19 protein-coding genes and 2 pseudogenes are annotated in these 23,642 nt (G+C 71.3%); 9 read left to right on the plus strand and 12 right to left on the minus strand.

The window, feature by feature from the left end:
- Positions 1-539 precede the first annotated feature (539 nt).
- Both AB0L45_RS21685 and AB0L45_RS21690 read right to left on the minus strand, forming a co-directional pair.
- A pseudogene (locus AB0L45_RS21685) lies at positions 540-1,435 on the minus strand (aminoglycoside phosphotransferase family protein).
- Positions 1,436-1,479: 44 nt separating this feature from the next.
- Positions 1,480-2,079, minus strand: a complete 600-nt coding sequence (locus tag AB0L45_RS21690; RefSeq protein WP_365842247.1) for a TetR-like C-terminal domain-containing protein — start codon at positions 2,077-2,079, stop codon at positions 1,480-1,482.
- 68 nt (positions 2,080-2,147) lie between these two features.
- Here AB0L45_RS21690 and AB0L45_RS21695 point away from each other — a divergent pair, with 68 nt between their 5' ends.
- Entirely contained in the window at positions 2,148-3,482 is a 1,335-nt protein-coding gene (locus AB0L45_RS21695) for an alpha/beta hydrolase (RefSeq protein ID WP_365842249.1), read from the plus strand.
- Between the two features lie 104 nt (positions 3,483-3,586).
- Here AB0L45_RS21695 and AB0L45_RS21700 read toward each other — a convergent pair whose 3' ends face one another.
- The 3 genes from AB0L45_RS21700 to AB0L45_RS21710 form a co-directional block, all read right to left on the minus strand.
- Positions 3,587-4,216, minus strand: coding sequence for a LysE family transporter (locus AB0L45_RS21700; protein WP_365842251.1), 630 nt, complete (start codon positions 4,214-4,216; stop codon positions 3,587-3,589).
- Between the two features lie 32 nt (positions 4,217-4,248).
- Complete coding sequence (locus AB0L45_RS21705) at positions 4,249-5,136, minus strand: LysR family transcriptional regulator (RefSeq protein WP_365842253.1); 888 nt, start codon at positions 5,134-5,136, stop codon at positions 4,249-4,251.
- Between the two features lie 232 nt (positions 5,137-5,368).
- Complete coding sequence (locus AB0L45_RS21710) at positions 5,369-6,274, minus strand: S41 family peptidase (RefSeq protein WP_365842255.1); 906 nt, start codon at positions 6,272-6,274, stop codon at positions 5,369-5,371.
- Between the two features lie 57 nt (positions 6,275-6,331).
- On the opposite strand from AB0L45_RS21710, the gene AB0L45_RS21715 reads away from it, so the two are divergent.
- Positions 6,332-6,874 (plus strand): winged helix-turn-helix domain-containing protein, encoded by a 543-nt coding sequence (locus AB0L45_RS21715; RefSeq protein ID WP_365842257.1) that lies wholly within the window; start codon positions 6,332-6,334, stop codon positions 6,872-6,874.
- Positions 6,875-6,978: 104 nt separating this feature from the next.
- On the opposite strand, the gene AB0L45_RS21720 is transcribed toward AB0L45_RS21715, so the two are convergent.
- From AB0L45_RS21720 to AB0L45_RS21740, 5 genes are all read right to left on the minus strand, one after another.
- Complete coding sequence (locus AB0L45_RS21720) at positions 6,979-8,178, minus strand: FAD-dependent monooxygenase (RefSeq protein WP_365842259.1); 1,200 nt, start codon at positions 8,176-8,178, stop codon at positions 6,979-6,981.
- A gap of 73 nt (positions 8,179-8,251) precedes the next feature.
- Positions 8,252-9,799: a methyltransferase gene (locus AB0L45_RS21725; RefSeq protein ID WP_365842261.1), complete on the minus strand. Its 1,548-nt coding sequence runs from the start codon at positions 9,797-9,799 to the stop codon at positions 8,252-8,254.
- A 26-nt stretch (positions 9,800-9,825) separates the two neighbouring features.
- On the minus strand, positions 9,826-10,752 hold the full coding sequence (locus tag AB0L45_RS21730) for an NAD(P)-dependent oxidoreductase (RefSeq protein ID WP_365842584.1): 927 nt from the start codon (positions 10,750-10,752) through the stop codon (positions 9,826-9,828).
- 94 nt (positions 10,753-10,846) lie between these two features.
- Positions 10,847-13,750 (minus strand): non-ribosomal peptide synthetase, encoded by a 2,904-nt coding sequence (locus tag AB0L45_RS21735; RefSeq protein ID WP_365842263.1) that lies wholly within the window; start codon positions 13,748-13,750, stop codon positions 10,847-10,849.
- A 128-nt stretch (positions 13,751-13,878) separates the two neighbouring features.
- A complete protein-coding gene (locus AB0L45_RS21740) occupies positions 13,879-14,775 on the minus strand; it encodes an oxygenase MpaB family protein (RefSeq protein WP_365842265.1) in 897 nt (298 codons plus the stop codon).
- A gap of 351 nt (positions 14,776-15,126) precedes the next feature.
- On the opposite strand from AB0L45_RS21740, the gene AB0L45_RS21745 reads away from it, so the two are divergent.
- Entirely contained in the window at positions 15,127-15,984 is an 858-nt protein-coding gene (locus AB0L45_RS21745) for a maleylpyruvate isomerase family mycothiol-dependent enzyme (RefSeq protein ID WP_365842267.1), read from the plus strand.
- Between the two features lie 113 nt (positions 15,985-16,097).
- Here the strand turns inward: AB0L45_RS21745 and AB0L45_RS21750 are convergent, their stop codons facing one another.
- Entirely contained in the window at positions 16,098-16,781 is a 684-nt protein-coding gene (locus AB0L45_RS21750; protein WP_365842269.1) for a hypothetical protein, read from the minus strand.
- Positions 16,782-17,115: 334 nt separating this feature from the next.
- On the opposite strand from AB0L45_RS21750, the gene AB0L45_RS21755 reads away from it, so the two are divergent.
- The 4 genes from AB0L45_RS21755 (at position 17,116) to AB0L45_RS21770 (ending at position 20,998) form a co-directional block, all read left to right on the plus strand.
- Positions 17,116-17,832: a DUF4142 domain-containing protein gene (locus AB0L45_RS21755; RefSeq protein ID WP_365842271.1), complete on the plus strand. Its 717-nt coding sequence runs from the start codon at positions 17,116-17,118 to the stop codon at positions 17,830-17,832.
- Positions 17,833-17,930: 98 nt separating this feature from the next.
- Positions 17,931-19,250, plus strand: coding sequence for a DUF1996 domain-containing protein (locus AB0L45_RS21760; RefSeq protein WP_365842273.1), 1,320 nt, complete (start codon positions 17,931-17,933; stop codon positions 19,248-19,250).
- Positions 19,251-19,268: 18 nt separating this feature from the next.
- Positions 19,269-19,730 (plus strand): hypothetical protein, encoded by a 462-nt coding sequence (locus tag AB0L45_RS21765; protein WP_365842275.1) that lies wholly within the window; start codon positions 19,269-19,271, stop codon positions 19,728-19,730.
- A 224-nt stretch (positions 19,731-19,954) separates the two neighbouring features.
- Positions 19,955-20,998, plus strand: a complete 1,044-nt coding sequence (locus AB0L45_RS21770; protein ID WP_365842277.1) for a methyltransferase — start codon at positions 19,955-19,957, stop codon at positions 20,996-20,998.
- A gap of 91 nt (positions 20,999-21,089) precedes the next feature.
- On the opposite strand, the pseudogene AB0L45_RS21775 reads toward AB0L45_RS21770, so the two are convergent.
- A pseudogene (locus AB0L45_RS21775) lies at positions 21,090-22,292 on the minus strand (MFS transporter); the annotation flags it as partial.
- 116 nt (positions 22,293-22,408) lie between these two features.
- Between AB0L45_RS21775 and AB0L45_RS21780 the strand changes: the two are divergent.
- Both AB0L45_RS21780 and AB0L45_RS21785 read left to right on the plus strand, forming a co-directional pair.
- Positions 22,409-23,269: a site-specific integrase gene (locus AB0L45_RS21780; protein ID WP_365842279.1), complete on the plus strand. Its 861-nt coding sequence runs from the start codon at positions 22,409-22,411 to the stop codon at positions 23,267-23,269.
- Complete coding sequence (locus AB0L45_RS21785; RefSeq protein WP_365842281.1) at positions 23,170-23,532, plus strand: tyrosine-type recombinase/integrase; 363 nt, start codon at positions 23,170-23,172, stop codon at positions 23,530-23,532. The genes AB0L45_RS21780 and AB0L45_RS21785 overlap by 100 nt, the downstream gene beginning before the upstream one ends.
- The last annotated feature ends 110 nt before the right edge of the window (positions 23,533-23,642 follow it).

Here is a 23,642-nt window from a genome sequence, read left to right on the forward strand (position 1 = left end):
GCGAAGGGCAGCGCCAGGTGGCCCCCGCCCCGGCCCATGCGCCGCGCCGCAACCGCCGGCCGGGCTGTGGCGACCCGCCCCGGCGCCTCCCCCACCCGGGCCGTTGCTGCTGCCCCGGCGTCTGCAACGGCCTGGGCCCTGACACCAACAGCACGGCACCGACCCATTCGGCGCCGGTCCCCTGCCGGCTGCCGGAACCAGGCAAGCCAGCCCCCGCCGCACCTCCTGCCACGCCTCCTGCCGCCCAACATCAACGAAGCACGGCTCCTGCGGCAAGAGCCCGCCCGTTGTCCGCTCGCTGTCCGCTACGACTCCCCGGCCGACCGGCCACAGGACGAGTACCGCGAGCCCGCTGAACAGGAGTGACGAGGCTTCCAGTAACAAGGTTTCCAGCAGCACTCCGAGCTCCGCGAAGCGCCCGAGGGTGCCCACGGCCCCCTACGTGTCCCCTGCCGCGCGCTGGCCTGCCACGGTGTCCACCGGATGTTCGAGTGGGGCAAGGACGTCGCGCTCGGCGCCGAAGTGCAGAGAAGGGCCCATCAAACGCCCTTGAGAACGCGGTCAAGTGCTACCCGGCCTACAGGTCCCCAGTTCGGCTTGCCGCCGGGGAGGCCCCGGTCTCCGTTCTGTCCCATGAGCATCAGGAAGAGGCTCTCATCGCGGCCAGCCCGCGGGCGCGCCGGATCGTCGCCTCCTCCGCGCTCGCGTACGTGGCGAAGAACCGTGCGGCCGTGCCCGCGGGGAGCAGCAGCCATGCGGCGGCGAGGTCCCACGCCGGGTCGCCGGCGAACATGTCGCCGAAGTCGACGATGCCCGAGAGGGTTCCGTCCGAGACGACGACGTTCGCGGGGTGGAGGTCGCCGTGCACCCACACCGGCGGGCCCTCCCAGGCGGGGGCCGCGACGGCGTCGTCCCAGACGGCCCGGACGTCGGCCGCGATGCCGTTGGGGGCAACGGCCTGGAGGAAGTGCTCGAAGCCGTCCGTGTAACGGCTGGGGTGGGCACCGCGGTCCGTGATGGTCGGCGCCTCGGCGGGCGCCTCCACATGGAGCGCCCGCAGGAAGCCCGCCAGCGTGTCGGCGGCGTGGGCGCCGCGGCTGATCGAGGCGTGGTCCAGCGGCTCGCCGGGAACCCACGTCATCACGGTCCAGTGCTTGGGGAAGCGCTCGGACGGTTCGCCGAACCGCACCGGGGTCGGCACCGGGAGCGGAAGGCGCGGGGCCAGCACGGGCAGCCACCGCCGTTCCTTGAGCTGAAGCTCCGGGGTGGGGTCCATGCGCTGCACGCGCACGGCCAACTCCTCCCCCAGGCGCCACATCTGATTGCCCCAGCCGCCCGCCACCTCGCGGAGGGCCAGCCCCGCAAGGTCGGGATGCTGCTCCTGCAACAGGTCGCGGACCAGGTCTGCGGTGATCTCGATCTCGGTGTCGGTCATGCGAAGCCACAGTACTGAGGCGGCAGGCGGGTCGGCCGCGCCGTTCAGCGAAGGCCGCGGAACACCGCGGGAGTCGCCCATCCGCGCAGCGTGGCGTGGACCGTCGAGTGGAATGCGGCATCGGCCGTGGTGGCGTCGAGAGCTCCGGCCAGTTCGAGGATTACGAGCCCGTGCAGGGTGGCCCAGATCGACAGGGCGATCGACGTTGCTTCGCCGGCGAGGACGGACGCCGCCAAGCCGCGTTCGATCGCCGCGAGGAGGGGGCGGATCGGGTCGCCGGCACCGACCTTCCCCGATGGGTCGAAGGACTGCACACCACCGAACAGCACGGTGTAGAGGTGGCGGTTCCCGCATCCCCACTGGCGGTAGGCGACGGCCAGCGCGTAGAGGTCGGCCAGCGGGTCGTCGGAGGTCCGTACCGCGGACACGTCCTGGTACAGGCCGGCGACGGCTCTGTCGCGTACCGCGCCGATCAGCCCGTCCTTGCCGCCGAACAGGGAGTACACCGCCGTCGTCGACGCCTCGGCAGCGGCGGCCACGGCGCGGACCGTGACCGACTCCCGCGGCTGGGTGGCGAGCATCTCGGTCGCGCACACCACAAGCCGCTCTTTGACAGCTTCGTCGTTCGTCCTCGGCCTACCCACGGTCAGCAGCCTACCTGCTCTGATAACGTCGTTTTGAAACAGCGTTCTGAAACTGTCGGAGGTTCGCCGTGCCCACGTACGCCCTACGCCTCGTCCGCGTCACCGGACGCTTACTGCTGTCCCTGGCTGCCGTCGCGACGCTGGTCATCGTCTTTCTCGCACTGATCGCCCTCACGGACGGGGCAGGTTCCGGACTCGCCGCCTGGCTGACGACCCTTGCGGCCGGGGTCGCCCTCGCGCTGTGGCGAGGCCGGCGCCGCCCTTGGCCGGCGCGCCTCGTGCCGTTCCTACCGGTGGTCGTCGCGGCCGCATTGACGGCGGCGGTCTGCGTCCCGGCCGTACCGACGGCCCGGCAGTACCCGCCCGCTCTGCCGTTCGTGACCACGCAGCACTGGAGCCTGGCCACCGGCAGCCGGGTCGCGGTGTACCACTACCCGCCCGCGAACTCCGGCGCCCGGCATCCCGTCCCGTTCGTGTACCTCAACGGCGGACCGGTCCGTGGCATCTCGGTGCTCGACCACCGGTTCCTGCAACTCCTGGCACACCAGGGCTACGACGTCTACGCCTACGAACAGGCCGGTGGCGGACGGAGCGACCCGCTGCCCATGGGCCAGTACACGATCTCCAGATCGGTCCACGACCTCGCCGCCTTCATCGACCGCCTGGGCAAGGGCAAGGTCGACATCCTCGGATTCTCCGCAGGCGGGGCCGTGCTCACCCGGGCCCTGGCCGACCCGAGCGTCGCCGCACGCCTGCACCGGGCGATCATCGCCGAGCCCGGCCCCATGGACGGCCCCACCGCGCACCTCGCCGGGCACAAGGGCCGGGAGTCCGCGCGCGGCCTCGCGCCCGCCATGGCCGGGCCGCGGTCGACGCACCTCCCCCGGTACGGCGTGGCCTTCGGCCTCATGCGACTCGGGCTCCTCACCCCTGACACCGGACTGGTCGGACAGGCCGAAGGCGACAACGCCTTCACCGCCGCCGACCTCGGCAGCGACACCGCGTCCGCCTACTGCGCGCGCGACGCGCACCGCATCCCCACCGAGGACACGCCACGGAACTTCTCCTTCAGTCCCGCCGCCAGCCTCCGCATCCAGCAGACGGTCAAGGACTCACCCTCCATCGCCGCCCGGCTGAAGCACTCCCGGACCCCCGCGATGCTGATGATCGCCGAGTGCTCTTCCCAGGTCCGTCAGTGGGCGACCGCCGTCCTCGCCGATGACCCCGCCGTCCGACGCACGCAGTACCTGCCCGGAGTCGGCCACCACATGTGGAACGGCCTCGACGACAACAACGACCGGGCCGCCGCCGTCATCACCGCATTCCTTGAGGACCAGCCGGCGCCCCTGCCGAACTCCCCTACCCGCGACGAAATCCCTGCGTTTCTGCGCGACCACCGATGAACACGACCACCGCTGAACGCATCACCAATGAATACGATCACAGACGAACACGATCGCAGATGAACACGACCACAGATGAAGACGAAGGCACGCCCCGTCAGCACTCAGGCCCTCAAGGCCGTCCAGGTGAGACGGGCGGCCAGCAGCAGGATCACGCCGTTGCCTGCGACGGCCATCGTCAAGCGCCCTCGCTCACCGGTGAGGAACCGGCCGAGCAGGGCGCCGCCCGAGGCGAGCAGGACCTGCCAGCTCACCGAGGCGGCGAAGGCGGCGGCCACGAAGACCGCGCCGGCGGCCGGCGAGGGCGCGGTCCCCGGCCGGCCGACGACCAGGGCGGCGAAGTAGACGACCGTCACCGGGTTGAGCAGCGTCAGGCCGACCAGGCCGGTGTACGTACGCAACGGTGACCTGCCGGTGGCCGGCGGCCGGGCGGCCGGGGCCTGGTGGGTGCGCACAGCGGTCACCAGGCCGTGCAGGGCGATGAGGACGAGGACCGCCGCGCTGACGAGTCGCAGGGGACGGGTGACCGAGGCGATCGCGTGACTGGACGCCGCGCCCCCGACCACGGCGACCAGCGCGTACAGCCCGTCCGCGGTCGCGACCCCCAGCGCGGCCGCCGTGCCGTGCCGCCACGAGACCTGGGCGGAGAGCGTCACGATGAGCACCGACATGGCTCCGACCGGCATGGCGATGCCGTAGCCCGCGAGCAGTCCGGTCAGGAGCGCGTCGGTCATCTTCCGAACCCCGAGTCAGCCGCTCCGCCAATCTACGCGCTTGCCGCCTCCCCCGCCCTTGCGTCCGCGAGGATGCGGCGGGTGAGGGTCAGCAGGTCTGGGAGCGCCGGGTGACCGGGACTGTCGGGCCAGGCCAGGACGACGGGGACAGGGGGTGCGTCCGCGAGGGGGCGGTAGAGCAGGGAGGGGTGCATGTGGTTGCTCGGGGTGGCCGATGTGGAGATGCCCACGGCGCGTCCCGCGGCGATGGCCATGAGCCACTCGTCGGTGTTGGTCACCTCGATGGCCGTGGCCGGCCGGGCGGTCGGGGGCCACAGGTCCATCGTCGTGGTGCCGGAGACGGTGTTGAGGGCGATCGGGTACGGGGTGAGGTCCGCCAGGGTGATACGGGGCAGCGCGGCCAGCGGGCTGTCCGCCGCCATGACCACCACCCGCTCCTCCATCACCAGCAGCTCCGTACGGAGCCGGTGTCCAGGTGAGGTGACGGCACCGCGCAGGAGGGCCGCGTCGGCCTTGCCCTGGGTGAGGCCCGCCGCACGGTCGTCGATCCGGAGCAGTTCCAGCGGGGTGTCGGGATGGGTCTCGTCCCAGCGGCGCAGCAGCGGGACGGTGTGGTCGCCGAGCGCCGCCCAGGTGTGGCTCAGGCGCAGCGGCCAGCCACGCAGCCCCGCGGGGTCGAGTGCGGTCTCGACGGCGGCGAGGGCGGCGCGGGCCTTGCCGCGGAACGTGTGGCCCGCGGCGGTCAGTTCGAGGTGGTGGGTGGAGCGGTCCACGAGCCGGGCGCCCAGGTGGTTCTCCAGCTGCCGCAGCGTACGGGAGAGCGCGGGCTGGCCGAGGTGGAGGCGGGCGGCGGCGCGGGTGACGTTGCCCTCGTCGGCGATGGCGAGGAAGGCGCGCAGGTGCCGCAGCTCGATGGTCATGCCTCGGAAGCATAAGCGGCCTGGCCTCGGCATTTCGCCTTGGGCCCGGGGCAGTTCAACCGAATCAGTCGGGCCGGGGCAGCCGAACCAGGCCAGTTGAACCGGGGCGGTCGAACCAGGCCAGTTGAACCGGATCAACCGGACCGGGGCAGTCGAACCAGGTCGGCCGAACCAGATCAATCGGACCGGGGCAGCCGAACCAGGTCGCCCGAACAAGGCCGGCCGAACCGGATCAGCCGGCCAGTCGACCAAGAGCCAGCGCATGCGCATGATCCAGGGAGTCGGCAGCGGCGCAAGGAACGTCCGGCTGCACACCGGTGCCTTCCCAGTTCGTACCGGAGGCGGGGTTGACGGCGCGGCCGACGGGGACGGTGGCTTCCAGGTGGGGGTGCACGGTCCAGCCCTGGCACGGATGCGCGCCGCCGCGGGTGCGCTCGCCGACGACGACGGCGCGGCCGAGCTGCTGGAGGTTGTACGCCAGCTCCTCAGCGGCGGAGAAGGTGCTGCCACTGGACAGTACGTACAACGGTTTGCTGCCGCCGAAGCGCGCGCCGGGAACGTGTGGCAGGCTCCAGGACTGTTCGCTGCGCTCGTCGCCGTGCCAGTACATGGTGTTGAGGTGGGTACGTTCGTCAAGGAGATAGCTGCAGACGAAGGCGACCGTGTCCGGAGCGCCGCCCCGGTTGGCGCGCAGGTCCACGATCAGTGCCTGGGCGCGGGAGGCCAGGGTGAGCGCGGCGCTCAGGGGTTCGGCGGCCCACTCCAGCGGAAACAGCATCGGCGCCAGCTCCACCACGGCGACCCCTCCGTCGAGCAACTCCACCCGGGGCGCACCGCCCAGCGAGGTGTCGAAGTCGCGGCGCATGGCGTCCCAGGTGGCCGCTCCCCGCTCCGGGGAGACCGGGTCGGCGTGGTGCTTGAGTCTCAGGTGCCGGTCGCCGTTGACGGACTGCAGGTCCGTGGTGACCAGACGGGCTAGCTCCTCGGTGTCGTCAACGTCGTAGGCGCCTTCGGCGAGGCGTCGTTGCAGCAGGCCGGCGAGCTGTTCGGCCGTCTCGGGGAACACGTAGTGCTCGGTCAGCAGCCGGACCGTCTCGTCGATGACAGGGGCGGGTGAGATCTTCGTCGGAATCGTCATGGCAGGGAGTAGAGCACCGCGCTTGTGAAAGCGTCAAAGAATTTAGACACTTTCGGTATGCGCGATCAGCCTTCCCACCTGCCACCTCCCGAGGATGTTCTGGAGATCGGCGCGCCTGAGCAGTTCGCGGCGCTCGCCCACCCGTTGCGTCAGCGGTTGCTCTTCGCCCTGGGGCAGCGGCCTGCCACCGTCAGCCGGCTCGCGGCGCAGCTCGGCGCGAAGAAGGGCAACGTGGCCCACCACCTCAAAGTGCTCCGCGAAGCGGGCCTGGTCCATGTCGCCGAGACCCGCCGGGTCCGCGGCGGCACCGAGCAGTACTACCAGCGAACGGCCCGCCACATGGTCGTCGCCGAACCGCAAGCGGCAGGCACCGCCGCGATGCTCGCCGCGGTCGCCCAGGAGCTGGACCGCTCACCCGCCGAGACCCAGCTGTCACTGCGCCACCTGCGTCTCAGCCCCGAGAAGGCAAGAGAACTCGGCGAGGCCCTCGCCACGCTGGTCGACGAGGCCGAGGAACAGTCCGAGGACCAGCCCGTGCACGGTGTGCTGGTGGCGCTCTACCAGCAGGCTCTGCCGACCGGCACCACCGGTTCCGTCTGAGCCCTGCCGCCGCCTTCCCGTCGTTCCGCCCGAAGGGTGGGCGGTGCAGCGTGCCACGCTCCGTCGCGTGCGGGTGGGAAGGTGACGGCAGGGCCCAGGACCTCTTACGCCGCCCCCACCGGCGCCTGCCAGTCGATGCGGTGTCCGGCGAGCCAGCCGGGAGTTCCCGGGCGGCCGCGTTCCAGGAGGCGGGGCATCATGGCGTCGCGCAGTACCCGCTTGAGGCGGGACGGCATCTTGTCGTCCCCCATCCGGGCGCTCAGCGCCACCACGCGTTCGACGCGGTCCCGGCGCAGGTGTTCGTACGTCTTCAGCGCCTGCGGGATGCCGGGGACGTCGCGCAGGCACTTGGCGAGGATCACGCTGTCCTCCAGTGCCATGGAGCCGCCCTGTCCGGCGTGTGCGGCCGCGTGCGCGGCGTCGCCGATGACGACCATCGTCCCGTTCTGCCAGACGGGGAGCCGGGGCAGGTCGTAGGTGTTGCTGCTGATCAGGGTCGGGCCGGTGGCGGCGACGAGGTCGGCGGCGGGGGTGGTGTCCTGGGCGAAGAGGGCCAGCAGGCGTTCCCGCCACTGGTCGCTCGTGGTGCCGGTGATGTCGGCGCGGGTGAGTTCGGGGCCCGGCATGTTGACGAACCACCAGGTCTCGCCGTCGGGTGCGGTGGTGTAGCCGACGAAGGACCGCTTGCCGTAAATCATGCGGTATCCGTCGGGTGCGGCGGGGGCGGAGCTGTCCCGGGTGTAGCCGAAGACGGTGTTCAGGCCGGTGTAGCGGGGGCCGGGCGCGTCGGGGTCGATCACCTGCCGGGTGGTGGAGCGCAGCCCGTCGGCCCCGATCAGCAGGTCCCCCTCGGCGGTGCTGCCGTCCGCGAAGGAGGCCGTCACCCGGCCGCCTGGGGTGGCCGTGGCGCCCGTGAACCGCTTGCCGTGTTCGACGGGGATGCCGCGCCGGGCCGCTTCCTCGTACAGCACGCGGTACAGCGCCGAGCGGCGCAGCGTGCGCGGAGTGCGCGGGGTCGCGTCGCCGGACGGTCCGTCCCCCAGCGTGACGTGGCCGAGCGCCCGGCCCGAACTGCTCATGAAGTCCACACCGGCGGCGGGGAAGGAACGTTCCAGCACGGGTTCCAGGGCGTCGATGGCCCGCAGCGCGTCCAGGCCGTTCTCCATGAGGGTGACGAAGGCACCGGCCTCGTCCGCGCCGACGTCATACGCCTCGTGGACGACGGACCGGATGCCCGCCTTGTGCAGGGCCATCGCGGTGGCGGGGCCGGCGATGCCGCCGCCGACGATCAGGGCTGTGGTCATGGTCTGGCTCCTTCGTGCTGCCTGCGGGCGCGGTGGGGCGGGCGCGGCCGGTGCGGCCGGTACGGACCGCCGGTCACTTGACCCCCACGACCAGCGAGCGCGGCCCCGGCAGCGGCTGGACCCGGCAGTCGCGGAAGCCGGCCTCCCGGAGCCAGCCGATGCCGTCCGCGCCCGTGTAGTCGAAGCCGCCGGGGCTCTGCACGAGCATGTGCAGGCTCATCAGCAGGCCGAAGGTGTTGTGCCGGCGTTCGTCGTCGATCAGCGCGTCGGCGATCACCACGGCACCGCCGTCGGGCAGCGCGTCGTACGCCTTGCGCAGCAGCATCCGCTTGGTGTCCAGGTCCCAGTCGTGCAGGATCTGGCTGAAGACGAGGACGTCGGCGCGGGGCAGTTCGTCGGTGAGGAAACTGCCGGGTACGAACGTCATCCGGTCGCCGAGTCCGGCGGCGGCCACCGTCTCGTCGACGGTGGGCCCGACCGGTGGCAGGTCGAAGCCGGTACCGCTGAGGTGGGGGTGGGCGCGCAGGACGTGGGCGAGCAGGGCGCCTTCGGAGCAGCCGATGTCGGCGACGCTGTGGTGCCGCGACCAGTCGAAGGCTTCGGCCAGGGCCGTGATCGTCGGCAGGGAGCCGCTGGTCATGGCCCGCTGGAACCGGCGCAGCCGCTCCGGGTCGGCGTACAGCTCCTCGAAGGGGTCGCTGCCGTCCTCGGGGACGTTGGTCTGCGGCTCGCCGGTGCGCAGTGCCTCGGTCAGCTGTCCCCAGGGCGCGTAGTCGTGTTCGCTGATGAACTCCAGGATGGCGCCTACGTAGTGCTCGGGTTTGCCGCTGTCCAGGACGGCGTCGGCGGTGGCCGTGTTGCGGTAGCGGCCGGCTTCGCGGTCGAGCAGGTTCATCGAGACCAGGGCGTCGAAGAAGTCGAGGGCGCCGCGCGGGTGTATTCCGATACGGGTACGGAGTTCGCCGGCGTCCAGGGGCTGCCCGGCGCGGGCCAGTTCGGTGAAGACGCCCAGTTCGCAGGCGGACATCAGCACCTTGGAGTTCCAGAAGCCGAGGCCGGTCCGGAGGATGTCACCGACCGGGTCGGCAGCGGAACCGACCGGGGCGACGGCGGCACCGGCCGGGTCACCGGCGGACCCGGCCGAGGCGGCGTCGCGGGAGCCGGTGGTAGGCCGGCCGGCCGTCGCATCGCCGGCGGCAGGCCGCTCGTCACCCGCGGCCGCCGGCGCTTCCAGCAGCTGGAGCACCTGCGTCGAATCGAAGTAGTCCTCGAAGTGCGTCGCCTTGCCGTCGACGATGCGCCAGGAGTGCACGAACTTCACGGTGCCGCCCACCCCGCTGCGCGCGCCCCGCATGTGGTGCCGCCCGAAGACCGCGACCCGGTCCCCGGACTCGATGAACTCCTCCGGTTCGGGGCGCATCTCGCTGAACACCCCCGGTACGCGGGCCATGAACTCCCGGACCTCGCGGTGGCCCTTCTTGGTGCCGCCGAGCCCGTAGGCGTCCATGCCGTCGGGGTGGGTCCAGAGGATGTCGGTGGCGAAGAAGGCGAGGACGCCGTCGAGGTCGCGGCGGTGGAACGCGGCGTAGGCGGCGCGGATGGTCTCGGTGTGCGTGGGCATGGCTGCGCTTCCTCCAGGGACTGTGGTCACGGCTGCGGGGTGGCGAGTGCGGTGTCCGGGAAGTGCGCCGCGAGGGTGCGGCGGATGCCGGTGCGCCAGTCGACGCGGCAGTCGCCGATCAGGGCGCGCCGCCGGGTGCTGTCGAAGGCGTTGGTCTCGCGGGAGATCTCGGCCTCGGTGAACTTCGCCGGTACTCCGGTGAGTTCCGAGATGTACGTCATGAGGTCCCGTACGCCCACGGCTTCGTCGCCGCCCCAGTTCACGACCTGGGCGGGCACCCCGGCGGCGTCCCACAGGAGCGGCACCTGGCGGGCGATGTCGTCGGTGTGGATCGGGCTGCACAGGTGCTGGCCGCCGGGCGGCATCTCGATGGGCCGGCCGGCCAGCAGCTGCCGGTACAGCAGGACCGGTACGCCGCCGTGGCCGTACGGCCCGTAGGCCACGTTGAGGCGGGCGATGGTGGTGGGCAGGCCGAGTGTCGCGGCGAAGGCCCGTACGGTGCCTTCGGTGGCGAGCTTGCCCACGGGGTAGGTGGGCAGCCAGGGCGCGCGGCCGCCCAGCGGGTCGGTCTCGGTGTAGTGGTGGTCGAGGCCCTGGGAGGCGTAGATCGCGCCGGTGGAGATGAAGAGGAACGATTCAGCGCGGCGGCAGTGGGTCATCAGGCGCCCGGTGGCCACCGAGTTGATCGCCACCGCGTCCTCGAAGTCGCTGCCGTCGCCGCGGTGCACGGCCGAGTGCAGTACGTGGGTGAAGTCGTCCGGCAGGCCGTCGAGGCCGTCGGTGCTCATGTCCCAGCGCCTGGTGCGCATGCCCTGGTCGGTCAGGGCGCGCTCGGCCGCGGTGTCGCCGAAGCGGCCCAGGCACCAGACATCGTTGTCCCGGGCCAGCGACTCGGCCACCGGCCGCGCCACCTGTCCGGTCGCCCCGGTGATCAGGATCTTCTTTCCCGTCAGCACGGGTTCTCCTTCGCTGTAGTCATGTTCGCGTACGGGCCGCCGGGCTCTCCGCCGGGCACGGCGGGGGCGGGCGGCGCCTCGCAGGCCGGGGTCAGTCGCCGTCGAGCGCCTGGTCCAGTTCCCGGCGCAGGATGTCCTGGAAGGCGGCGACGTGCTGGTGTCCCATCAGCGTGTAGTGCTCGCCGGGTACGTCGATGTACGTCACCGGGCTGCGGCTGAAACCGTCCCACTTCTTGAGCTGGAGGTTGAGCCAGTCCTCCTTGGTGCCGCGGATGGGGATGGCGTAGAAGACGGTGAGCCGCTCCACGCTGCCGCCGGGCTCGTACGTACGGCCCATGGACAGCAGCGACTGCGCCAGTTCCGCCCACGCGGCGAACGCGGGCAGGTCCAGGTCGAGTTCGGCCAGCCGTCCGGCGGGCGCGTAGGAGAGCAGCGCTTCGAGGGGGTCGCGGCCGGCGGGCAGGGCCCGCAGCTCGGCGGGCAGCCGCTCGGACTGCTCCTTGTCGATCAGGTCGAGGAAGAAGGCCAGGTTGACCGCGCCCTCGATGAAGTCCAGCTCCTCCATGCGCGGCTTGATGTGCGGCGGCAGGTTGAAGATTCCGACGAAGTCGACCCGCTCCCCCTGTGCCTCCAGCGTCTTCGCGATCTCGAAGGCCACCGCTCCGCCGTAGGAGTACCCGGCGACGGCGTACGGGCCGTGCGGCTGCCGCTCGCGGATGGCCCGCACGTAGCACTGGACCATCTCGTCGAACTCGGTGAAGTAGCTCTCGCCGGCGTTGAAGCCGCGGGCCCGGAGCGCGTAGAACGGCCGCTCCTGGGTGAAGTACGCGGCCAGGTTGACGAAGACGAGCACTTCGCCGACGCCGGGATGCACACAGAACAGCGGGGTCTTGCTGCCGGTGGTCTGCAGCGGGACGAGCGGGTCGTACGCGGCGGGGCCTGCTGCCTGCCCGGCGTCGAGCCGCTGGGCGAGGGCGCGGACGGAAGGGGCGCGCAGGATGTCCAGCACCGGCAGGTTCGCGATGCCGAAGGTGCGCTCGACCTGGCTCTTGAGGCGCAGGATGTCCAGGGAGGTGCCGCCGAGTTCGAAGAAGCTCGCGGTGGCGCTGAGGGTGTCCGGGTCGGCGTCGAACAGCCCGGCGTAGATCTTGGCCAGGGTCGTCTCGGTGTCGCCCTCCGGTGCCGTGTGGCCCCCCGTGCGGCGTTCGGTCAGCTCGGCGACCTGCCGTTCGTACGCCGACAGCTCGCCGCTCTCCAGGCGCTTGCGCAGCAGCGCGCGCTGGATCTTGCCGAGGCTGGTCTTGGGGAAGGCGTCGGCCGGCAGCGGCAGCAGGAGCGTCGGGCGGAACCCCCAGTGCAGGACGATGCTGCCGCGGATCGCGACGAGCAGGCGGTGCAGCTCGGCCTCGGCTCGGTCGTCAGCGGGCTCCGTACGGTCGCCGGCGGCCCCGGTGCGGTCGTCCGCGTCCTCCGTACGGTCATCGGCGCCCTCGGCCCCCGGGAGGAGGGCGTCGAGCGGTGCCGACGGCGCGAAGGCGACGACGAGCTGCTCGGTGTCGCTGCCGGGCCGGCGGGTGGGGAAGGCGGCGACGTACGACGGCTCGACACCGTCGAGCTGCTCCAGCACCGTCTCCAGGTCGTGGCTGAAGTAGTTGACGCCGTTGACGATGATGCTGTCCTTGCTGCGCCCCACCAGCGTCAGCCGGCCGTCGGCCAGTGTGCCCAGGTCACCGGTGCGGAACCAGCCGTCGTCCGTGAACGCCTGCCGGGTCGCCGCGTCGTTGTTGTAGTAGCCGGTGCACACCATCGGCCCGCGCAGTTGCAGCTCACCGGCCGTGCCGTCGGTCAGCGGCACGTCATCGTCGTCGACCGTCCGCAGCTCCAGGCCCCTGACCGCGGTGCCCAGCGACGCGAACTCCTGCCCCGCGTCCACCGCGGGGAACTCCCGGGAGTAGACGCTGCCGGCGCAGGTCTCCGTCATCCCGAAGGCGGGCCACACCGCGCCGCGGGACAGGCCGTACGGCGCGAGCCGGTCGAGGAAGGTGAGCCCGGTCGCGCACACGACGGCCTCGCCGCCGCTCACGATGTGCCGCAGGCAGCTCAGGTCGGGGGCGAAGTCCGCCGGCGGCCGTTCCAGCGCGCTGTTGATGTACCCGAGCAGGAAGTTGGGGGTGAAGGTGACGGTGACGCGGTGGGCGTCGATCAGCCGGATGAACCGCAGCGGGTCCTCCAGGATCGCCTCCGGGCCGATGTGGATCTGGGTGGCGCCCACGGACAGCGGCAGCAGGTGGCATTCCAGCAGCGCCGCGACGTGGTCGAAGGATATCCAGTTCAGTGTGGTGTCGCCGGAGCGCAGTTCGTGGTGGCCGTTCTTGCCCCGCATCGACGCCAGCAGGTTGCCGTGCGTCAGCATCACGGCCTTGGCGGCGCCCGTGGAGCCCGAGGTGAGCACGAGCAGCGCGAGGTCCTCCGGGGCGGCGCGGTGGAAGTCCGTCGCGGGCTCGGCCGACGCCAGGTCCTCCACACAGGCCACCGCGAGCCCCGGGACCGCGGGCAGTTCACCCTTCAGGCGTGCGGTGGTCACCAGCAGGGGCCCGTCGAGCAGGGTGTTCACATGCGTCAGCTGTGCGGCCCACCGTTCGGTGTCCGTCCTCAGGGGCACCAGCGGGCAGGGCACGTAACCACCCAGTACACAGCCCCAGAAGGCGGGTATGAAGTCCTCGGCGCGCTCCAGGAGGAGCGCGACCCGGTCTCCGGGCCGCAGCCCGGCGCTCCGCAGTGCGCCCGTCATCCGGCTCGCCGCCTGGAGCAGTTCGGGATACGTGAGCAGGGGGGCCGTGTCCGCTCCGTCGTCGGCGAGGCAGAGCACACCGGAGGCGGGGCCGTGGTCGGCGGCGTTCAGCAGCAGGTCCGTCAGGCAGCCACCGGGTCCGGTACCGGACGGGCCGGGCGTCGCTGCCTTCTCGTCCGCGGTGTGCGGCAGTGATTCGCGCATGACTGTGGTCCTTTCCGACTACTCGCCGGGGGCTCGGCGGCCGGGGGGATGCCGGCGCACGGCAGGCTCCGCCGAAGGCCCGGCTCAAAGGGGCTGTTCGGAAGTTCTCCAGGTGCCGCTCGGATGCGTTACGGACGCTTCGAGCGCTTGAACCGGTACGCGACCGGGTGCAGGCGCCAGCGCTCCGGCACCAGTGGCGCCGTCGTACGGACGACCGCGGCGAACCGGCGCAGCCGCCGCTCGTCGTCGCGCGTCCAGCGCAGCCCGAGGCGGTCGCGCAGCAGCTCGGGCAGGAACCCGACGACCAGCGCGTACACCATCGGTTCGGCGGTCCGGCAGAGGCGCTGCCAGTCCCGCCGGGGCAGCCGCCACCAGCTCGGCGGTGGCAGGGCGGACACGTCCAGGATGCTCAGCAGGTCGCGCATCGTGCGGTTGTCGCCGAGCCGTTCGTCGACCATGGTCGCGAAGTATGTGTCGAAGCCGTCCAGCGTCGGCGGCATGTGGTGCTCACGCAGGCCCAGGATCAGTCCGAGGCGGCGCCATTCCGCGTACAGCAGGCGCTGGTCGGCGGGGTGCAGTGGGCGCCCGAACCACTGCTGGGAGAGCACGAGGGCCCGGTAGAGGGTGGCGTGCACCCACCAGTACGCCTCCGGGTTGAGCGCGTGATAGCGCTTGCCGTGGCCGTCGACGCCCTTGATGCCCTTGTGGCTCTCGCGGAGCCGGCCGGCCTCGGCGAAGGCCGCCGGACCGCCGAAGATCAGCGTGAACACGGAGGTCATCCGCTGGTCGAGCCGTTGCCACGGGCCGGCGCCCACGGGGTTGGGGTGTTCTTGGGTCGCGGCGCCGATGCCGGGGTGCGCTCCTTGCAGGAGCAGCAGGAACCCGGAGAGCAGCAGCAGGCGGCGGTCACCGCCGATCCGCCAGGCGACCGCTTCCGGGCCGAGCGGCTGGACGGCGGGGCGTGGCGGGCGGGCGGTGACCGCCGGTCTCGGGGACCGGGCAGGTAAGCCAGGATCAGCAGTCATGCCTGTCCTTCCGGAGGGGCGGGGGGTGACCAGGTCACGTACGCACGATGCTGTACGGACGCTGGCCGCAAAGCGTTCAACCGGGGGGCAAAATGTGTGACGCGCGGCCACACTACCCCGACAAATGCCGCTGTCATAGGCTTTGTCATATGCCTATCGATCTCTTCATACGATGTCGGATCATGGGATGACGGGTATCGCCAGGCAGGGCCGGGCATGGGCGGGCCTGAACGAAAACTCCGGTGCGGGCGCGAGGAGTTGTACGGGCGGGAACGGTGCGGCGTTCAGCCACGACCGGACGGAGCCCGATATCCGGTGGCCGACCGGGCCGCCGGTCGGCAGGCTCGCACCATGAGCAACCGGAGCAATGACGACGCGGACCATTCCTGGCTCGGCCCACCGATCGACGCCCGCCCGTACTTCGCTGCCGAGCACGCCGCGTTGATCGGCATGCTGCGCGGTCTGGCGCCGGCCGGCTGGCGCGCTCAGGCGGTGCCGGGGTGGACCGTACGGGATCTGGCCGCCCATGTCCTGGGTGACTGTTACGGGCGCCTCGCCCGTGACCGCGACGGCCACCGGGAGGGGCCCGGCTTCGCGCCGGGCGAGACCCTGGAGGCGTTCATCCACCGGAGCAACCAGGAGTGGGTGGACGCCTGCCGCCGGATCAGCCCGGCCGCGCTCACCGACACCCTGGAGCTGGTCGGCGGGCAGGTCGTCCGGTTCTTCGAGACGGCCGGTCCCGGCTCACCGGCGCTGGGCGTCTCCTGGGCCGGTGCCGATCCGGCGCCCATGTGGCTGGACAGCGCCCGGGAACTCACCGAGTTCTGGACCCACCGCCAGCAGATCCGGCACGCGGTCGGCCAGGAGACCGATGCGGATCCGTGCACGCTGTCCGTGGTCCTGGACACCTTCCTGCGGGCCCTGCCGCACACCCTGCGCACGGTCGAAGCGCCGGTCGGCACGCAGGTCCAGGTACGGATCGACGGCCCGGCCGGCGGCACGTGGACCGCCACCGCCACCGGGCCTCGCTGGTCCCTGGCCGAGCCCGGCACCGGACGCGTCGCCGCGCTCGTACGGCTGGACGCGGAGACCGCCTGGCGGCTGTGCACCCGCGGCCTCCAGCCGGACGCCGCGACGGCCCGCGCCCGTATCGAGGGCGACCGCCGGCTGGCCGAGGCGGTCTGCCGGATCGTGTCCGTCATTCACTGACGGCCGCCGGTTCCCGGTGCGGACGGGGAACCGGACGCGGGGCCGGGGCGGGCCGCACAGCCGCTCACGGCGTGCGGGCCCGCCCCGGCCGGTGGTTCAGCGGCCGGGGTCCGTCACTGGTGGACGTCGAGCGTCGTCCGGGCCGGGCGGAGGGTGTCGGCCGGGTGCGGCGTGCGGATGTCCGCCGTGCCGGCGCCCTCGAAGAGACGGTCGCCCGCCTTGACCGGGGTGGTGCCGAACGCGCTCTTGAAGGACGCGGCGCCCTGGCTGGTGAGGGTGAAGGTGATGCGCGCGGTGACCTTGCCGGAGGAGACCCGGACGTTCTTCCGGTCCAGGGTGAACGCCAGGAAGGCGGCCCTGGCGGGCCGGGTGCCCCGGACGTCACCGGAGACCCGTCCGGTGGCGAAGTCCGCCATCAGGTGGTTGACCCGCAGGTAGCGGCCGCCGCGGGTGAACTCGAAGCCGCCGTCGAAGCGCAGTTCGCCCTTGGACAGGCCGCGGTTGAACGTACCGCCGGTGATCGGCGCGGTGACGCACCGCCGTTCACGGTTGCCGGTCAGCCGGGCCGGGCGGACGGCGTTCAGCCGTACATGTGCCTTGGCCAGGGCGCGGGCGTCCCCGGGCGCCAGGCAGAAGTCGCCGCTGCCGTGGCCCAGTCGGGTCTGGTCCCCCTGAGGTGCGGGCACCGGGCGCGGCCCCTGCGGAGCGGCGGCCGCCGAGAGGCTGCCGCCCAGTGGCACGGTGAGGGCGAGCGCGGTCACACAGGCCGTGGTCAGCAGGCGGCGCGGTGCGGACATGGGGACGTCTCCTTCATGTACGGCTGCGGTCAGCCGCGGCTGACCGGCAGCGTTGCTGTGTTTGCTGAAGGTATTGACGCTCCGCTGCCGATGGTGACGCTCCCTACATGAAATCACCCGTTTGCCGGACATTTTCCGGTGTGTCGTCCCGGGGCTCACGGGCCCGGACCACGTAAAGGGGTACGGGCCGGCACCGCGCTCGGCGGGTGCGGCCCGGCACCCTAGCAAGCGGCAAGCGCCGTGGCGTTTCTTTGTCCGGTCGGCGCCAATACGGCGGAGGCGGCCCGGTGCCGCATTAGCGTCCTCTTTCCCGTCCCCCGGAGAAGGAGGCACTGTGCGAAGCGTCGGACGGCGGCGTTCGGTGATCGGCAGTGTCCGGTCGCGGTTCTCGGTGGGGACCGGACTGGTCGTCGCCGGGCTTTCCCTGACAGCTCTGGCCATTTTGCTGCCGGTGCAGTTGTTCGCGGGCAGCGGCAGCGCGGCGAGCGGTTCCGTTCCCGCCGCGCAGGACGACGGGCTCGGGGTGTGGGACACACCGTCGGGTCCGCTGTCACCGCTCGACCGGGATTTCGTCAGAAAGGTACGGCAGGCCGGGCTGTGGGAACTCCCCGCCGGCCGGCAGGCGTTGCAGCGCGGAAAGCGGCCGGCCGTGCAGCACGCGGGCCGGCATTTGGCGGAAGGGCACACCGACCTCAATCAGCGCGCCGCCGACGCGGCCCGTGCGCTGGCGATCCCCCTCCCCGCCCGGCCCACTCCCGAGCAGCAGAGCTGGCTCGGCCGGCTCGACGCGGCCGAAGGTGACACGTACGAGCGGCTGTTCGCGAATCTGGCCCGCCGCGCCCACGGCAAGGTGTTCTCTCTTGTCGCCCAAGTGCGGGCGCAAACCCGTAATTCCGTGATCCGGGACCTGGCCACCCGTGCCAATGCCGTCGTCCTCGATCACATCACGGCCCTGGAACAGACCGGACTGGTCGACTTCGGCGCACTCGTCGACGGGCCGCCGTCCGGCGGGTCCGGCACAGCTACGGTGGCGCCGCCACCCGCGAAGTGAAGCGAAGTGATGACATGAAACGGCAGCAACGGATACCGGCGCGGACGGCGCGTCCGCACAAGAGGACACGCCTGTCGAAGCGGAGCGGAGCGCTGCTCGTGACGGCACTGGCCGCGTGCGGTGGTACGGCGGTGATCGCCGCCCAGGCGCTGGCGGGCACCGGCGCGGCCGGGACCGGCGGCGCGGACACCACGTCGGCCGGCCGCACGATCAGCTGTCCGGACGTGGGGCAGCGGCTGCGCAGCCTCCCGCCGGAAGCGGCCCCCGAAGTGAACCGGGATCTCGGCCGGCTGGAGGCGCAGATCGCCCAGGCCTTCCAGCGGTGGTCGGCCGATCCTGGCGGCCAGGACCGGGTGCTGAGCACGCTGGAGCGGGACCGCCGGGCCACCATCGGACGCATCACGGACGCCCTGCGGCAGGCCGGTGGCCGGCCCGACGCGCTCGACCGGCTGAGCGCGTGCCGGGCGACGGGGAAGAGCGCCACCGTGGAGAACGCGCAGAACGCTCCCCGGGGTGCGCGGGACGGAGACAGCGCGGACAACGGCCCGTTCCGCAGCGATTTCGTCGACATCAGATCCGTACGGCCGGACACCCGGGACGGAGGAGACCGGGGCGGGCGGGGCGGTTCCTTCCGGTCGGAATGCGGGCGCAACGAGAACGGGCACCACAACCCCGACAACCTGATCGTGGCACCGGGCGTGCGCAACGGCGCCCACCACATGCACGATTACGTCGGAAATCTGGCGACGGACGCCTTCTCCTCCGACCGGAAGCTGGCCGGATCCGGTACGACCTGCGGCAACGGCGACCGGTCCACGTATTACTGGCCGGTGCTGCGGCTGCGGGACCATGCACGGGAACAGGACGCCGACGCGCCCGGCGGCGGGCAGGACGGCAATGTGGGCACGATCCTGCGCCCCGCCGAAGTGTCCCTGACCTTCGACGGGAACGGGGCGGAGCAGGTGTCCGCCATGCCGCCGTTCCTGCGCAATCTGACCGGCGACGCGAAAGCCCTGACGAACGGGCCGGCCAACGCGAAAGCCTCGTGGAGCTGCACCGGTTTCGAGGACCGGCAGCTCAGGAACAAGTACCCGCTCTGTCCCCAGGGGAGCAATGTCGTCCGGTCGCTGGTGTTTCCCAGTTGCTGGGACGGGCGCAACACCGACAGCGCCAATCACCGTACGCACGTGGTCTTCCCGGACGGGAACGGACGGTGCCGCGACGGATTCCGGGCCATTCCCCGGCTGGTGCAGCGGCTGACCTACTCCATCGCGCCGGGGACGCTGTACGCGGTGGACAGTTTCCCCGACCAGCTGCACAATCCGGTGACGGACCACGGTGATGTCATCAACCTGATGCCGGAGCGGCTGATGCGTACGGCCGTGGACTGCATCAATTCCGGCCGCGACTGCCGCTGAGAGCGAGGGAATTCACCCATGAGGTTCCCGTCCGGCCCGGCGCTTCCCCTCCTCGCGGCAGGTGGCCTGGCCTGTGCGCTGGTCGTGACCGCCGGGTTCACCGGCGGCGGCTCCGCCCCGGCCGCCGCACCACCCGCCCGGCACACCCCCCACCCCTCCGCCCCAGCCACCACACCAGGTCCCCCGGCTTCCCTGACGCAGATCGCCGCCGCCCTGGGCTGCCGCGCCGACGTCATCATCGACGCCCAGGAGCTGCGGGAAGGCGGCTGCACCACCCGCGCCGGCGTCTTCCGCATCCTGACCTTCAGCAGCGACGCCACGAAGCGCGCCTGGCTGACCGAGGCCCAGGCGTACGGGGGCAGCTACCTCGTCGGCACCCGCTGGTCGGTCACCGGCCCTTCCCGGAGCGCGCTGCTGCCGCTGCGGGACAGGCTGGGCGGCACCGTCGAATCGGGCGCCGGGCACGGCCACTCCCCCTGAAAGCCGGTGTCCACACCCCGACCGCACCGTCCCGTCCGCGCCAGGGCGGGACGGTGCCCTTCCGCTGCGCCCCGGGCACCGGCTTCGGGGCCCGTTTTCCGTGTGTGACAGCCTCCCGACGGTGGTAGTGATCACGGGCACGGACGTATGTTCGCGTCCGTAAACTTCCGTGCGATCCCCGTACGTCCCCGTATCACCCCCGTATCGATTGCTGGAGGCATCTCATGGCATCCCCGCACCCCGTCGCGCCGACCGCGTCCCCGCTGCCGCTGATGCAGTTAGCCACCGGGTTCTGGGCGTTCAAGACGCTGGCGACCGCCGAGGAGCTGGGGCTGTTCGGGGTGCTCGACCGGCTGGGCGGCGGCACGGTCGAGGAGTGCGCCGAGGAGCTGGAGATCGGTGTACGGCCCGCGGGGATGCTGCTGACCGGCTGCGCGGCGCTGGACCTGCTGGAGCGCCGGGGGGACGGCCGCTTCGTCAACTCGCCGCTGACCGACACCTATCTGGTGCCCGGCCGCCCGTACGACTTCAGCGGCTGGCTGCGGATGCTGGACCAGCGGCTGTACCCCGGCTGGGGCCGGCTCGGCGAGGCCGTGCGCACCAACCGGCCCACCACCTGGGATCCGGACAAGCAGCCGCATCTGTTCGACACCGAGGACCCGGGGCTGCTGTCGGTCTTCTGGGAGGCGATGCACGCGCTGTCGTCGTGGACCGCGCGGCGGCTCGGCGAGGTGGTGGACCTGTCCGCCGGTACGCGGCTGCTGGACGTGGGCGGCGGCTCCGGCGCGTACGCCATCGAGCTGTGCCGGCGGCACCCCGGACTGAAGGCGACGGTGTACGACTTGCCGAAGGTGTGCCCGGTCGCGGAACGCAACATCGCCGACGCCGGGCTCGACGACCGGATCGGCGCCCACCCCGGCGACTTCCTCGCCGAGCCCGACCTGCCCGGCGGACACGACGTCATCGTGCTGTCGATGATCCTGCACGACTGGGACGAGGCCACCAACCGCATGCTGCTGGACAAGTGCTGCGCGGCGCTGCCGCCCGGCGGCACCCTGGTGATCAGCGAGCTGATGGTCGACGACGATCTGACCGGGCCCGCCCCGGCCGCCCTGATGAGCCTGAACATGCTGGTCGAGACCGAGGGCGGCCGCAATTACACGGCGGCGGAGTACGGCTCCTGGCTGAGCGACGCGGGTTTCTCGGAGGTCCGCAAGGTGCCGTTCGAGGCGCCCGGTGCCAACGCGGCGATCGTCGCCCGCAAGTGACGCTCGCGTCGTGATGCGGCGTACGGGCCGTCCGCGGTGTGCGCACGGACCGCGGCGGCCCGTGCGCACACCGCGGCCCGGACACCGGCTCTCAGGTGTCCAGCTTCTGCTTGGCGGTCTCCGGCAGGGTCAGATAGACGACGAAGGAGATCAGGCAGAGCGCGGAGACGTACCAGGGGAAGAGGTCCGCGTGGCCGGCCTGCTTGAACCAGGTGCCCACGTACGGCGCGGTGCCGCCGAAGAGCGCCACGGTCAGCGAGTACGGGAAGCCGATGCCCGCGGCGCGGACGCGGGCCGGGAAGACCTCGGCGTTCACGGCGGCGGCCACCGCGGTGTAGCCGGTCAGCAGCACCATGCCCGCGCACTGCACCAGCAGCAGCGACCAGAACGCGTCGGTCACCAGGTGCAGCAGCGGTACGGCGAGCACCGCGAAGCCCAGCGCGAAGCCGAGCAGCAGCGGCTTGCGGCCGACGCGGTCCGACAGGAGGCCGCCGAGCGGCTGGAGCAGGGCGAAGAACAGCAGCGACAGGGTGCCGACGGTGAGCGCTTGGCCCTTGTCGAAGCCCACGTTGACCTGCGCGTAGGTGGGCAGGTAGGTGGTCCAGGTGTAGTACGCGAGGGTGCCGCCCGCGGTGATGCCGCAGATCAGCAGGGACTGGCGCGGGTAGCGGCGCAGCGCCTCGAACAGGCCCGGGCGGGCGGCTGCCTGCTGCGCCGCGCTGCGCGTCTCCCGTGCCCCGCTGCGGATCCACAGGCCGAGCAGGCTGAACACCGCGCCGATCAGGAAGACCAGGCGCCAGCCCCACTGCCCCATCTGGCCGTCGCTCAGCGTGCCCGCCAGGAGGGCGGCGGTGCCGGAGGCGAGCAGCTGGCCGGCGGTGGTGGAGACGTACTGGAAGCTGGAGAACAGCCCGCGCCGGCCGGGCCCGGCCGACTCCACCAGGAAGGTCGTGGAGGCGGCGAACTCTCCGCCGACCGAGAGCCCCTGCACCAGCCGGGCGACGACGAGCACGATCGGCGCGAACACGCCGGTGGCCGCGTAGGTGGGGGTGACGGCGACGAGCAGGCTGCCGCCGCCCATCAGCAGGATCGTCAGGGTCAGCGCGGCCCGGCGGCCCCGGCGGTCGGCGACCGCGCCCATCAGCAGTCCGCCGACCGGGCGCATGAAGAAGCCCACCGCGAACACCGCGAAGGTGGACAGCAGCGGTACCAGTGAGTTGCCGGTGCCCCGGGGGAAGACCCGGTCGGCGATGTAGACGGCCAGGAAGGAGTACGCGTACCAGTCGTACCACTCGCCATTTGGTGGGGCCGCTGGTCAGAACCATAATCACGGGCGCTGAGTCAGCAAAAAGTCAGCACGAGCCCGAGGTCTGTACATTGCCTTCCCCGCCCAAGCAGCTCGCCCGTGGCATGGGCGCCTTCGCCAAGAAGTGCGACTGCAACCAGCCCACCCGCTGCCAGCACCCCTATTTCATTCGGTACCGCGACGCAGGCGGCAGGCAGCGCGAGGAAACCGGCTTCCGCACCCAGGACGCCGCCAAGGAACGGCTCCTCGCTCTTCACGCACGTAGGGCCAACACCCCCGCCTCTAAAGCCGAGCTGATCCGACACTACGGACAGATGCGGTTCGAGGAGTTCGTCGACGACTACATGGGTCGACAGCGACGGCTCTCACACGGCACGACGTACGACTACGAGCACCTCGCCCGCAACCATTTGATGCCCGGACTGGGTTCACGACGGGTGGAGACCTTCACCGCCATGGTCGTGGAGAAGTTCCTCACGACAATGGAGCGTCTCGGCACACCGGATTCCACCCAGTTCAAGGTGTACGTGCTACTGAAGACGCTGCTTCTTGACGCCCACCGTAAGGGCGTGATAGAAGAACATCCGCTCCAGGGCGTGGATGCACCACGGTACGAGGCAGAGCGTGCGGTCGTTCCCACCATGGAACAGATCACCGGCATCAAAACGGCGGCCGACAACGACCGCTTCTCGATGTTCATCGACATGATGGCCGGCTGCGGTCTGCGCAACGGCGAAGCTCCCGCTCTGAACGTGAACAACATCGTGGCGAACGATGCCTACCGCGTAACGGAGCAGGTCCACCACCGCTCCAAGAAGCTCGAAAGCTCAAGCACAGGAAGCCCGGCGAGTTCCGCGAAGTTCCCTTGCCGGCGAGCGTCCGTGAGGCAATCGAGTGCTTCGTCGAGAGGCACGGCACCACCGAGGACGGCTACGTACTCCAAGGTACTCGCGCCAAGCACATAAACCACAGCACGATCAATAACATCTGGTACCAGAAGCTGGCTCGCAAGGATATGGACATTCCTGAAGGCATGACGATTTACGGTCACCGACAGTTCTTCGCCGCGAACTGCCTGGCACACAACATCCCCATCACAGACGTTGCCGAGTGGATGGGCCACAAGAACATCGAAGTAACGTTCCGGATCTACCGTCACCTGATGCCGGCCTCGATCGGCCGTGCGGCGAAGCTCCTCGACCAGGACCTCCACGCCCTCACCGCCTGAAAGCCACCTTCCCCGAAACCGAGCGGACCTGGCCCTCTTGTCGGGCCGCTGATGTCATCGCATCGGCAGCTTCCACAAGAGGGCCAGGCCCGGCTTCCACTGCACACGTC

The organism is Streptomyces sp. NPDC052496, from assembly GCF_040679095.1.
Classification (GTDB): domain Bacteria; phylum Actinomycetota; class Actinomycetes; order Streptomycetales; family Streptomycetaceae; genus Streptomyces.